Annotated in this window: 6 protein-coding genes; 4 read left to right on the top strand and 2 right to left on the bottom strand. The window is 75.3% G+C overall.

Annotated features, from left to right (window positions below; all coding sequences use genetic code 11):
* Positions 1-132: 132 nt before the first annotated feature.
* Positions 133-2193, bottom strand: coding sequence for a phosphocholine-specific phospholipase C (locus ACZ3TI_RS17035; RefSeq protein ID WP_465727003.1), 2061 nt, complete (start codon positions 2191-2193; stop codon positions 133-135).
* Positions 2194-2820: 627 nt separating this feature from the next.
* Here ACZ3TI_RS17035 and ACZ3TI_RS17030 point away from each other — a divergent pair.
* The 4 genes from ACZ3TI_RS17030 (at position 2821) to ACZ3TI_RS17015 (ending at position 10464) form a co-directional block, all read left to right on the top strand.
* Positions 2821-5160 (top strand): ATP-binding protein, encoded by a 2340-nt coding sequence (locus tag ACZ3TI_RS17030; RefSeq protein WP_465727002.1) that lies wholly within the window; start codon positions 2821-2823, stop codon positions 5158-5160.
* A 170-nt stretch (positions 5161-5330) separates the two neighbouring features.
* Entirely contained in the window at positions 5331-8693 is a 3363-nt protein-coding gene (locus ACZ3TI_RS17025; protein ID WP_465727001.1) for a right-handed parallel beta-helix repeat-containing protein, read from the top strand.
* A gap of 417 nt (positions 8694-9110) precedes the next feature.
* Positions 9111-9464 carry a hypothetical protein gene (locus tag ACZ3TI_RS17020; protein WP_465727000.1) on the top strand — a complete coding sequence of 118 codons (354 nt, stop codon included), beginning with the start codon at positions 9111-9113 and terminating at the stop codon, positions 9462-9464.
* Between the two features lie 253 nt (positions 9465-9717).
* Positions 9718-10464 (top strand): sigma-70 family RNA polymerase sigma factor, encoded by a 747-nt coding sequence (locus ACZ3TI_RS17015; RefSeq protein WP_465726999.1) that lies wholly within the window; start codon positions 9718-9720, stop codon positions 10462-10464.
* A gap of 29 nt (positions 10465-10493) precedes the next feature.
* Here the strand turns inward: ACZ3TI_RS17015 and ACZ3TI_RS17010 are convergent, their stop codons facing one another.
* Positions 10494-13391 (bottom strand): AfsR/SARP family transcriptional regulator, encoded by a 2898-nt coding sequence (locus tag ACZ3TI_RS17010; RefSeq protein ID WP_465726998.1) that lies wholly within the window; start codon positions 13389-13391, stop codon positions 10494-10496.
* Between the last annotated feature and the right edge of the window lie 27 nt (positions 13392-13418).

The following is a 13418-nucleotide window of genomic DNA, read 5'->3' as shown; positions in this document are numbered from 1 at the left end:
GTGCGGGGCAGCGCTGCGCCGAATGGCGGTCACACCGCCGACCCGCGCTGGCCCGCTCCGCCCGGCCCGGCGGCCCGCCCCGGGCCGGTGAGGGGGCCCGGGGCGGGTCGCCGGTGTCGGTGCCGGGGCGGGTCAGTAGGTGATGATCCCCGGGTCGGACAGGCCCGGGGCCCCGGTCTCGACGTGGCCGGCCAGGCGGCGGACGAAGTCGGCGGTCGCGGTGGAGGTGACGGTCACGTCGTACCAGTTGCGGCAGGCGCCGAGGTCGACGGTGTGGGCGACCGTGGTGCCCCGGCGGACGGTGACGGTCTGCGGGGTGCCGCCGTAGGCGTTGGCGACGGTGAGGACGGCGTCCGCGGTGCCCGCGTTGGTGAGGGTGAGGTCGAGGTTGCCGGTGGTCGGGTTGTGGCGGGCGGTGACCTCGGGCCCGGCGGTCTTGCCGGGGTTGCGGAAACGGCGCAGGAAGCCGTTGGGGCCGTGGACGGTCAGGTCGGTGACGCCCTTGGAATAGGTGGTGTTCCAGGCGTCCGAGGTCGACTTGCCCGCCTCGGCGGTGTACGTCCACGGGCCGTCGGTGCGGTTGGCGGAGGTCACCAGGAACTGGGCGCCGGCTGCCGCGCCGCCGCTGAAGGTGAGGCGGAACTTGCCGGTGGCGGTGTCGGCCGCCCCGTCCACGGACGGGGCGTACTTCAGCGGGCGGGTGGGCTTGGTGCCCGGCTCCTGCTTGGGCATGGTGCCGGTGGCGGGCGGGGTGGGCACGTAGTCGGGGTGCCGGTTGCGGTCCGGCGGGAGGTAGCCGGCCGTGGAGGGGAGCGCGGCCGGGGCGGCGTCGGAGGCGGTGAAGTCGAAGGCGGAGGTCAGGTCGCCGCAGATGGCGCGCCGCCAGGGCGAGATGTTGGGCTCCAGGACGCCGAAGCGGCGCTCCATGAAGCGGATGATCGAGGTGTGGTCGAAGGTCTCCGAGCAGGTGTAGCCGCCGGTGCTCCAGGGCGAGACGACCAGCATCGGCACCCGCTGGCCGAGGCCGTACGGGCCGGCCGCGTTGGAGATGTTCCCGGGGAAGTAGTCCGCCGTGGTGGAGACGGTGGACAGGCCCTGGGAGGCGGAGGAGGGCGGGAAGGGCGGCACGACGTGGTCGAAGAAGCCGTCGTTCTCGTCGTAGGTGATGAACAGCGCGGTGCGGGCCCACACGTCGGGGTTGGAGGTGAGCGCGTCCAGCACCTGGGAGACGTACCAGGCGCCGTAGTTCGCGGGCCAGTTGGGGTGCTCGGTGAAGGCCTCGGGGGCGGCGATCCAGGAGATCTGCGGCAGCGTGCCGGCCTGGACGTCGCGGCGCAGGACGTCGAACAGGCCGTCGCCCGCCTTGGCGTTGGTGCCGGTGCGGGCCTTGTCGTACAGCGGGTCGCCGGGCTTGGCGTTGCGGTAGTTGTTGAAGTACAGCAGCGAGTTGTCGCCGTAGTTGCCGCGGTAGGCGTCGGATATCCAGCCCCAGGAGCCCGCCGCGTCCAGGCCGTCGCCGATGTCCTGGTAGATCTTCCAGGAGACTCCGGCCTGCTCCAGCCGCTCGGGGTAGGTCGTCCAGCCGTACCCGGCCTCCTGGTTGCCGAGGACCGGGCCGCCGCCGGTGCCGTCGTTGCCGGTGAACCCGGTCCACATGTAGTAGCGGTTCGGGTCGGTGGAGCCGATGAACGAGCAGTGGTAGGCGTCGCAGAGGGTGAAGGCGTCGGCGAGCGCGTAGTGGAAGGGGATGTCCTGGCGGGTCAGGTAGGCCATGGTGGTGGCTGTCTTGGCGGGTACCCACTGGTCGTACTTGCCGTTGTTGAAGGCCTTGTGGCCGCCGGCCCAGTCGTGGTTGAGGTCCTGGACGAACTGCATGCCCAGGTCGTTCACCTGGGGGCGGAACGGCAGCACCTCCTTCTTGCTGCTGTCCGTCTGGTGCCACACCGACTTGCCGCTCGGCAGGGTCACCGGGCGGGGGTCGCCGAAGCCGCGGACCCCCTTCATCGCGCCGAAGTAGTGGTCGAAGGAACGGTTCTCCTGCATCAGGACGACGATGTGCTCGACGTCCTGGAGGGTGCCGGTGGCGCCCTGCGGGGCGATCGCCGCGGCGCGCGCGATGCTCTGCGACAGCGTGGTGAACGCGGCGGTGGCGCCCGCGAGTTGGAGGAAACGGCGGCGGTTCAGCTCTGCCATGGGTGAAATGACCTCTGGGTGTCACGAGGGTGGAGGACGGCACCCCTAAGGACAGCGGCTGCGGGGTACCGCCCGGCGGACCACTCATGACTGCCCGCTGTACGGCGGACGAACGCCTCGAGTTGTCTGAACACGTTCTGTCGGTCCCGCCGTCCATATCATCTGCTCGCACGCAGCGACAAGGGGGCAGGGGCGACGGGCCCGTACCGGGTGCTTGCCGAGCTGGGGCGTGGCGGGATGGGCCGGGTGCTGCTGGGGGTGTCGCCGGACGGGCGGCCCGCGGCGGTCAAGCAGGTGCACGCCGAGTTCGCCGAGGACGACGGGTTCCGGGTGCGGTTCCGGCGCGATGATCGGCTCGCCCGGCTACATGTCGCCCGAGCAGGCCGAGGGGCGTGAACTGACGCCCGCCAGCGATGTGTTCTCGCTCGGTACGAGCGTTCATGGGCTCCTCCTCGGTGGGTCCGTCGGGCGTTCATCGTCGCCGTCGGGCGGTCCGGGCGACCACGACGTTGGTCCGACATTGACCTGACGTTGACCTGACACTTCGGCTCGCTCCCGCTACGCTCGTCCGCGGTCCGCGCCGGAGGGGCGGGGCGACGGCAGGCTTGGCCGGGGTCTGGGGGACGTGTGGGGGCTGCTGAGTTCGCCGTGCTGTTGCGCGAGCGTCGCCTGTCGGCGGGGTGGAGCCAGGACGAGCTCGCCGAGCGCTCGGGGGTGTCGACCCGGTCGATCAGCGCGCTGGAGGCGGGTGGGCGCAGGCCCCGGATGTCCTCGGTGGTCCGGCTCGCCGAGGCCCTCGGCGTCGACCCGGACACCCGCGCCCGGTGGCTGGCCGCGGTCCGGGACGCGGATCCGCAGCAGCCGGAGGGGTCGGGCGGACCGGACGCCCCGCCGTTCCCGCGCTCCTCGCCCCGACCGACCGGACCGACCGTGCCACAGCAACTGCCCATGGCGATCCGGCACTTCACCGGCCGGTCCCGGGAACTCCAGTCGCTGGACGAACTGCTGGGCGAGCGGGTCCTCGGCTGCGGCGCGGTGGTGATCTCGGCGATCGCCGGCACCGCCGGCGTCGGCAAGACCGCGCTCGCCGTGCACTTCGCCCACCGGGTGGCCGACCGCTTCCCCGACGGGCAGCTCTTCGCCAACCTGCGCGGCTTCGATCCGGCCAGGGCCCCGGTCGACGCCGCCGACGTGGCGCGCGGCTTCCTGGACGCGCTCGGTGTCCCGGCCCCGCGCATCCCCGCCGACCCGGACGGGCGACTCGCGCTCTACCGCAGCCGGCTGGCCGGCACCCGGACGCTGATCGTCCTCGACAACGCCCGCGAGGCGGAGCAGGTCCGTCCGCTACTGCCCGGCTCGGACACCTGCCTGGTGGTGGTCACCAGCCGGAACCGGATGCCCGGACTGGTCGCCCTGGACGGCGCCGTCCCGCTCGCCCTCGACGTGCTCTCCCGCGCCGAGGCACGGCAGCTGCTCGCCCGCCGCCTGGGCCCCGCGGCCGTCGAGGAGCAGCCCGAGGAGACCGACGAGCTGATCGAGCTGTGCGCCCGGCTGCCGCTGGCCCTGAACATCGCCGCCGCCCGGGCGGCCGACCGCCCCGGCACCCCGCTCGGCGTCTGGGCGCGCGAACTGCGCGACTCCCGGGCCCGCCTGGACCTGCTGTCCACCGGGGACGGCCACGCGGACGTGCGGGTGGTGCTCTCCTGGTCCTACCGCGCCCTGGCACCGGCCGCCGCCCGCCTGTTCCGGCTGCTCGGCCTGCACCCGGGCCCGGACGTCGACGCGGACGCGGCGGCGAGCCTCGCGGGCCTGCCGCCGTCCGAGACCCGCCGGCTGCTGGACGACCTGCACCGGGCCCACCTGATCACGGAGACGGACCGGGACCGCTACACCCTGCACGACCTGCTGCGCGCCTACGCCGCCGAACGGGCGGCCGCCGACGAGCCCGCGGGGGAGCGGGCCGCGGCGACCCTGCGGATGCTCGACCACTACCTGCACACCGCGCACCGCGCCGGCTGCCTCGCGTACGCCGACGACGCCTCCTGGCAGCCGCTGCCCCTCGCCGAGCCGGCCGCGGGGGTGGAGCCGGAAGGCCTCGCCGACCGCGGGCAGGCGCTCGCCTGGTACCGCGCCGAGCAGCCGGTGCTCGAACGGATCGTCGACCTGGCCCACCGCGAGGGGCTCGACGCGCACGCCTGGCAGCTCGTCGGCGCGCAGGTGTCCTACCTGCTCAAGTCGGGGCTGTGGCAGCAGTGGCAGCGGGCGAGCGAGACCGCGCTCGCCGCCGCCGAGCGGACCGGGGACCTCGGCGGACAGGCACAGGCGCACCGCTGGCTCGGCCAGGTGCACCGCTCCCAGGGTCGCCAGCCCGAGGCCCGGCACGAACTGTGCCTGGCCCTGGACCTGTTCGAGACCCTCGGGGACCGGCCGCGCCAGGGCAGGACCAGGCTCGACCTCGCGCTCGCCCTCGGCGAGGAGCAGGCCGACGCCGAAGCGGTCGCGGAGTCCCACCGGGCGCTGGAGCTGTTCCGGGTGATCGGCGACCTCAACGGGCAGGCCCTCGCGCTCAACAGCATCGGCTGGTACCTGACGCACCAGGGCGAGCCGCGGGAGGGCCTCGGGTACTGCCGGCAGGCGCTCGACCTGGCCCGGGACACCGGCAACCTCCCCGGCCAGTCGTCCATCTGGGACAGCATCGGCTTCATCCACCACCACCTCGGCGAGTACCACGAGGCCCTCCCGGCCTACCGCGAGTCCCTGCGGCTGCGGCAGGCGGTCGGCGACTACTTCCTGCAGGCCGACATCCACACCCACCTCGGCGACACCCACCTCGCCCTCGGCGACGCCGAGGCCGCCCGGGCCGCCTGGACGCGGAGCCTCGCCATCCTGGACGACCTGCAGCACCGGGACGCCGACGCCGTCCGCGCCCGCCTGAACGCCCTCGCCGGCCCGGACGCCCGCCCCTGAACCGGACCGCCCCCGCCGCCCGTAGCACCGGAGAGGGGCGCGCGGAAGGCACGCCCTGAGGAGCGGGTGCGCCGCGAGGCCGGGAGGAACCGGATGCAGTCCCGACGCGACCAGGTGCAGGCGCACCTGTTCGTGATGAGCAGGCCGGCCACGACGAAGGGAACCCAGGCATGTCGCGCCCGGTGCTGACGGTCTGCGCGGAGCAGCGGGAGCCCGGCTCCTACCGCACGATCGGCGAAGCCCTCCAGGCCGCCCGCAGCGGCGCGGTGATCTCGGTACGCCCCGGCCGCTACGACGAGAACCTGGTGCTCACCAAGGTGGTGAGCATCACCGCCGAGGACGTCCGGGGCAGCGTGCGGATCAGCCCGCGGCGTGGCTCGGTGGTCCAAGTGCTCACCGAAGCCGTCCGGTTGACCGGTCTGGTGCTCCAGGGGCAGGACGACGAACTGCCCGCCGTGGACATCCCGCGCGGCCGACTCTCCCTGCAGGACTGCGAGGTGGCCGGCAACGCGTGGACCGCCGTGCTCACCCGCCAGCAGGGCGAGCTCGCCATGCGCGGCTGCCGGGTGGTCAACCCGGCCGGTGCCGGGCTGGTCGAGACGTCCACCGGCACCAGCGTCGTCGAGGACAGCGTCATCGAGCACCTGGGCACCTCCGCCCTGGTGATCGGCGAGCGGGCCAACCCGACCGTCCGGCGCTGCGTGCTGCGCGACGCCCGCGGCAACGGGGTGTGCGCCAACGGCGAGGCGCGCGGCGTCGTCGAGGACTGCGAGATCTCCGCCACCGACAAGCCCGCCGTCGCCCTGGAGGAGCAGAGCACCACGCACCTGCTGCGCACCGAGATCCGCGACAGCGCGCTCGGCGTGTTCGTCGGCTCCACCGCCCGGGTCGTGCTGGAGGACTGCACCGTCACCGCCGTCCGCGGCCACGGCTACGTGCTCACCGACGGCACCGATCCGCTGCTGCGCCGCTGCCGCGCCGTCCGGACCCAGGGGCACGGCCTGCACATCGCGGGCCGCTCCAGAGGCACCTTCGAGGACTGCGAGGTCACCGCCCCCGCCCAGGCAGGCATCCACGTCGGCGAGTGCGCCGGCCCCGGCCTGGTGCGGGTGGTGGTGCGCGACGCCGAGACCGACGGCGTCGAACTCACCGGGGAGAGCGCCGCCGAGTTCGACCGGCTGGAGGTCCGCGGCGCGGCCGGCGCCGGCATCGTGGTGCGCGAGGGCGCCGACCCGCTGCTGCGCCGCACCACCGTCACCGCGGCCGGCGGCCACGGCATCGAGGTGCTGCGCGACGGGCGCGGCCGGATCGAGGACAGCACCGTGCTCGACTCCGGCAAGCACGGCGTGCGGATCGCCGACGGCGCCGACACCTACCTCGGCGGCAGCCAGGTGCGCGGCAGCAGGTCCTGCGGCATCTCGGTGGGCCCCGAGGGCGCCGCCACCCTGCGCGACGTCGACTCCGCCGACAACGCCTTCGACGGCGCGAGCGTCGAGCGCGGCGGCGAACTCACCGCCACCCGCTCCCGGTTGCGGGCCAACCGCCGCCACGGGCTGCACCTGACGGCCGGCGCCCGCGCCACCCTGACCGCCTGCCGGCTCACCGACAACACCGTGGACGGGCTGCGCTCCGAGACCGCGGAGCCCGTCCGGCTCACCGACTGCCTGACCGCCGGGAACCAGGGTGCCGGGCTGCGGCAGACCGAGCCCACCGACCGGCTCGCGGTCGAGAACCTCGACAGCCGGGACAACCGCTCGCCGGACGCCCACGGTTCGGCGTCGGTCGCCGCCGCCGCGCCCGGTGCCGCCACCACCGCGGGGGAGGGCGCGCCCGCTGACGGCACCGCCCCGCCCGGACGGGCCGACGCCGGCGCGCAGGGGCCGCAGGCCGTGCTGCAGGCCCTGGTCGGGCTGGAGGGCGTCAAGGAGCAGGTCGCCACCCTGGTCAACCTCAACAAGCTGGCCCGGCGCCGCGAGCAGGTCGGCCTTCCCGCTCTCCCGATGAGCCGGCACCTGGTCTTCGCCGGACCGCCCGGCACCGGCAAGACCACCGTCGCCCGGCTCTACGGCGCGATCCTCGCCGAGCTCGGCGTGCTGCGCAGCGGCCACCTGGTCGAGGTCGCCCGTGCCGACCTGGTCGCCGCGATCATCGGCGGGACGGCCCTGAAGACCACCGAGATGGTCAAGGAGGCCCTCGGTGGCGTGCTGTTCATCGATGAGGCGTACACCCTGTCGGCCGGCTCCGGCGGCACCGGTCCCGACTTCGGCCGCGAGGCCGTCGACACCCTGGTCAAGCTGATGGAGGACCACCGCGACGACCTGGTGGTGATCGTCGCCGGGTACGAGGTGGAGATCCGCGGGTTCCTCGCCTCCAACCCCGGCCTGGCCTCCCGGTTCAGCCGCACCGTCGAGTTCCGGAACTACAGCGTCGATGAACTCACCACGATCGTCGAGCGCGCCGCCGGCGGCCACGGCTACGAACTCGCCGAGGGCACCCGCGAGGCGCTCGCCGTCCACTTCGACAAGATGCCCAAGGGCGCCGACTTCGGCAACGGCCGGGCGGCGCGCACGGTGTTCGAGGAGATGGTCGACCGACAGGCCTCCCGGCTCGCCGAACTGGAGCAGTTCGACAACGCCGCGCTCACCCGGCTGCTGCCCGTCGACGTCGGCGAGCAGGCTGCCGCGGCCCTCGCCGGGGACACCGCGGCGGGGGAGCCCGGGCTGGTCGACCGGCTGCGCGCCATGGTCGGCCTCGCCGCCGCCAAGGAACAGGTCGAGGACCTGGTCAACCTCACCCGGCAGACCCGCCGCCGCGTCGAGGCCGGCCTGCCCGCCGCCACCGTCAGCCACCACCTGGTCTTCTCCGGCCCGCCCGGCACCGGCAAGACCACCGTCGCCCGGCTGTACGGCGAACTCCTCGCCGAGCTCGGCGTGCTGCCCGCCGGACAGCTCGTGGAGACCGCCCGCGCCGACCTCGTCGGCCGCTACATCGGCCACACCGCCCAGCTCACCCGGGACGCCTTCGAACGCGCCCGCGGCGGCGTGCTCTTCATCGACGAGGCCTACACCCTGACGCCCCGGCACGGCGCCGGGGGCGACTTCGGGCAGGAGGCGGTGGACACCCTGATGAAGCTGATGGAGGACCACCGCGACGAGGTCGTGGTGATCGTCGCCGGCTACCGGGAGGAGATGCAAGGCTTCCTCGCCTCCAACCCCGGCCTGGCCTCCCGCTTCTCCCGGGAGATCACCTTCGACCACTACGCGGACGACGAGCTGGTCACCATCGTCCGGCTGCAGGCGGAGACCGCCGGGTACCGCTGCACCCCGGAGACTCTGACGGCGCTCGGCACCCTGTTCGGGTCCGTCCCGCGCGACCGCTCCTTCGGCAACGGGCGGTTCGCGCGGCAGGTGCTGGAGGCGATGGTCACCCGGCAGGCGGGGCGGCTGTCCCGGCTGGACGTGGCGGACCTCGACGAGCTCAGCCTCCTGCTGCCGCAGGACATCCCGGTCGAGCGGATCGGCGGCCTCGGGTGAGGGCGGGGGCGGTCGGCGAGTAGTCGCCGGTGCCCGGGCCGGGTGTGCCCGCGTCGCCCGGGGTGCCCTCGGAGCCCGCCATCGCCCGACCTCCCGGTCCGTGCCGTGCCCGACCGGTGCCTCCGGTCGGCCCGTCCACCCGGGACTACGGTCGAACGGCCCGTTCCGGTTCAGCTGAACCACTCCCGGCGGGGGGCCCGTTGAGCGGGGCAGGGCGCACCGCGTGCCCCTCGTCGTGTCGGGAGGACGTGTCGGGTGACCGTACCGCGGGGCCGCCCGTCCGGTCGTTCGGCACGAATTCCCCCGCTCGACCGGCCACCGCTCGGTACCGTCGTCCGTTGGCACCCGGCGCCCGCCGAGTGCCGGCGAGGTCGAACGAGCGCGAGTCCCGTGATCGGGACGGGGGAGGGGCACTGCATGGATGCGGACGGGCCGGAGGCGCGCGAGTTCGTCGCGGCCCTGGTGCGGACGGGCGCGCCGATCGTGGCGGGACCGACCGGGCTGGGGGTGCCGGAGGCGGCGGCGGACGAGGTGATCGCGGTCGCCCGGCGGCTGGCGCTTCGGGCGGTGCCGGACGGACGGTGGCAGCCCGGCTCGGCGCCGCCGGGGCTGCTGGGAGTGGCGGCCGGGCTGGTGGTGGACGAGCACCCGTCGGCGCCCGGGTGGTCGGCAGCGGAGCGGGAGCGGCTGGCGACCTGGGTCGCGATGCTGATCGAGCACCGCGGCGAGGACGGGGTGCAGGACCTGGTCCGGGAGCTCAACGGCGGCTGAGCGCAACCGGGTCGCGGGCACCCGGCAGGGCTTTCGGGCCGGGCGCCCCGGGCAGGGGTTCGGCGCCCGGCGGGGCGCCGCCCACGCGGCATCCGGCGGCGGTAACGGTGCCGTGGGCGGGGGCGTTGGCGGATCGTTGGTGAGGACTTGGCGGGCTCCGGCAGTGTGCTGTCGTAGCCGCCGGGAACCTCCGGCCGGTGTCCAGCGGTGCCCTGCCCGTACCGTGCCCCCTGCCCGACCTGAGAGGTAGCGCGTGTCGAAGCCGTCCGTCGCCCAGTCCACGCCCGTCGCCGAGCCCGTCGAGGGCCCGTCGGACGCGGCGGTGGCCGCCACCGCCCCGGCCCGTCCGACCCTCGACCCCGAGACGCTCGCCGAGATCCACCGGCTGCACGGCGGCTACCTGCTGCGCGCGCTGCTGCGGGCCACCGGCGGGGACCGCGGCAAGGCCGAGGACATCCTGCAGGAGACCCTGCTGCGCGCCTGGCAGCACCCGGAGGCGCTGAGCGCCGGGCCCGAGCAGAGCCGGCCCTGGCTGTTCACGGTGGCCCGGCGGATAGCCATCGACCACTACCGGATGGCCGCCGCCCGCGCCAAGGAGGTGCTCGGCGAGCCACTGGAGGACCGCCCGCTCGCCGAGGACCCGTACGAACGGGTCGTGGTCGCCCGGGACATCGCGCTGGCGCTGCGGCGGGTGCAGAAGCACCACCGCGAGGTGCTGGTCGAGCTGCACCTGAAGGACCGGTCGGTGCTGGAGGCCTCGGCCCGGCTCGGGGTGCCGCCGGGGACGGTCAAGTCCCGCAACTTCTACGCGATCCGGGCGCTGCGCCCGGTCCTGGCGGCGGAGCACGGGTACGCCCCGGCGGAACGCGGGCACGCCCCGGTCGACCGGGTGCCCGCCCAGGCCGAGCGCGGGCACGCCCCGGCCGGACACGCGTCGGCCGGACACGCCCCGAGCGGTCACGCCCCGGGCGGACGCGGCGCCGCCTCGGCGGCCCGGTAGGCGTCCGCGCGCCTCAGCGGCCCGGTGCCTCAGCGGCCCGGCGGTCGGCCGGTCGAGCGCAGGTCGAGCGACTCCTCCAGGCTGGTGGTGAACTCGCTCCGGCAGCCCGCCTCCCGGTCGTGGGCGCGGAACCGGTCGAGCGCCGTGCGCAGCCGGGCACCCACCTCCGGCTCTCGGCCGCGGGCCAACAGGTGCGCCGCGTAGGACTGTTCGGTGACCGCGTGCAGGTAGAGCAGGCCCGCCTCCTCGCACGCGGCGAGCAGCCCGTGCCAGGCGAGGTCGGCGGCCTCGTCGCGGACGGTCGGCGGCAGCGCCTGCGCCTCGGTCAGCAGCGACCAGAGGTGGACCTGGGTGACCGGGGCCGGTGGCAGCAGCTCGCGGGCCTCGCGGGAGCGCCGCTGCGCGCCCTCGCGGTCACCGGCCGCGAGGCTCACCCAGCCCTGGTGGACCTTGGCGTCCACCAGCCGCCGGAGGTTGCCCGAGGCGAGGGCGAGGGAGGTGGCGGAGGCCGCCAGCCGCTCGGCCTCGGCGGGGTTGCCGAGCATCGCGGTGACCAGGGCGAGGGTGGCGAGCGACCGGATGCGCGCGGACGCGGCCCGCGGCCCGTCCACGCCCTCGGTGGCGGCCACCGCCTTTCGCGCCGCCTCCGCGGATTCCTGCCGCCGTTCGAGCGCGACCAGGGCCTGCGCCCGGCAGTTGTGCAGCAGTGCGACCGCGACCGGGTCGCCGGACCGCTCGGCCGCCTCCTGCCCCACCCGGGCGCGGGCGAGCCAGTCGGTGAAGCGGCTGGCGCCGTAGTAGAGCGAGCCGGTGGTCAGGGCGAGCCGCCAGCCGCGTTCGGGGTCGGTGACGGCGGTGGCGTCGACCAGCGCGCGGACGGCGGGCTCCTCGGCGCGGAACCAGTCGAGCGCGCTGCGGATGTCACCGGCCGCCGGCAGGGCCTGCGGCGGGTGGGCGGGGGAGTCGGACTCCTCCTGCCCGGGGTCGAGGAAGGAGCCGCAGTGCTGGAGTGCCGCGAGGTAGTGGTCCGCGAGCCGCTCGCGGAGCAACCGGCGGCGCGGTTCCGGCTGTTCGGCGAGCAGGCCGGCGCTGAACAGCCGGACCAGGTCGGTGCGGCCGTAGCGTCCGGGGGAGGTGCCGGTGAGCAGGTGGTGGGCGGCCAGCTCGCCGAGTGCCCGGTGGGCGGTGGCGCTGTCGGCGTGGAGCAGGGCGGCGCTCGCCGGGGTGTCCACCTCGCCGCCGGGGTGGACGGCCAGGGCGGTGAGCAGTTCGGCGGAGCGTTTCGAGAGTTGACGATACGTCAGGTGCAGCTGGGATCGGACGCCGAGGGTTCCGTCGGCGTCCAGGACGGCCAACCGGGTGGGCTCGTCGGCGAGTTCCTCGGCCAGCTCGGCGAGCGTCCAGTCGGGCTGGGCGGCGAGGCGGGCGGCGGCGATCCGCAGGGCGAGCGGCAGGCGGTCGCAGTGGCGGACGAGGAGGGCGGCGGACTGCGGCTCGGCGCGCACCCGTTCGGGCGTCAGGGCGCGTTCCAGGAGCAGCAGGGAGTCCGCCTCGGACAGCGCGGCCAGGCGCAGCAGAGCAGCCCCTTCGAGGGCGACCAGCTCCTCCAGCGAACCCCGGCTGGTGACGACGGCGGCGCAGCCGGGCCCCTCCGGCAGCAGGTCGGCGACCTGGTCGGCGTCGGCGGCGTCGTCCAGGATGACCAACAGCCTTCGCCCCCTGCTGAGTTCGCGGAAGAGCGCGGCGCGTGCGGCGCGGTCGGCGGGGACGGTGTCCGCCGGGACGCCGAGCGTGTGCAGGAAGTCGGCCAGGACGGCGGCGGGGTGTGCCGGCCCGCCCGGGGCGAGGCCGCGCAGGTCGGCGTGGAGCCGGCCGTCCGGGAAACGGGCGGCGGCCCGGTGCGCCCAGGCGGTGACCAGTGCGCTCTTGCCGACCCCGGCGGGTCCGACCACCAGCACCGGGCCGTCTCCGGCGCGTTCGGGGTCGCAGGCCTGGTCGAGCCGGTCGAACTCGGCCTGCCGTCCGACGAAGTCCACCGGCCGGCGGGGGAGTCGGTCGGGGACGCGGGCGGCGGGCCCGGGCCCCGGCGGCGCGACGGGCAGCCGCTCGGAGTCGTCGTCGGCCAGCACCTCGGCGAGCGCCGCCTGCAGGGCCGGACCGGGCCGGATCCCCAGCTCCCGGTCCAGCTGCAGCCGGGCCCGGTGGTAGGCGGCCAGCGCGTCCGCGGGCCGGCCGGCCTGGCGCAGACAGCGCATCAGCAGCGCCACCAGCCCCTCGCGCAGGCCGTCCGACCGTACGTACTGCTCCAGGACGGCCACCGCCGCCGCACCCGTGCCCCGGCGCAGCCGCAGCGTGGCCCAGCAGAGCAGGGCGGCGGTGCGGGACTGCGTCAGGCTGTCCACCGCGGCGGTGCGCAGCGGGGTGTCGGGCAGGTCGTCCAGGGCTTCGCCGCGCCACAGCCGCAGCGCCTCCTCGAGCAGCGCGATCGCCTCGGCGTCCGCGTCGGCGTCGGCGTCGGAGCCGGAGCCGGAGCCGGAGCTGAAACCGGAGTTGGAGTCGGCGCCGGTACCGGCACCGCCCTGCTCGGCGAGTCCGGCGGCCCGGGCGGTCAGCGCCTCGAAGTGCAGCGCGTCCACCTCCTCGGACGGCCCGGTCAGCAGATAGCCCGACGCCCGGGTGTGCAGCTCGAACGGCGTCCCGGCGAGCACCTTGCGCAGCGCGGCCACGTGCCCCTGCACCGCCGACCGCGCACTGGCCGGCGGGTACTGCCCCCACAGCACCTCGCAGAGCCGGTCCACGGTGACGACGCGCCCGAGCCCCAGCGCCAGCAGCGCCAGGATCGCCCGCCGCTGCGCCCCCGCCAAGGTGGCGAAGCCGTCCGCCCCGGCCCGCAACTCCACCGGGCCGAGCAGCCGAATCCGCACCACGTACCCCCACCTCGCCACACACCACGC

The sequence above is a fragment of the Kitasatospora sp. NPDC023120 genome (genome assembly GCF_055560835.1).
Note: the sequence above shows the minus strand (reverse complement) of the source record. Positions and strands in the feature narration are given on the sequence as shown.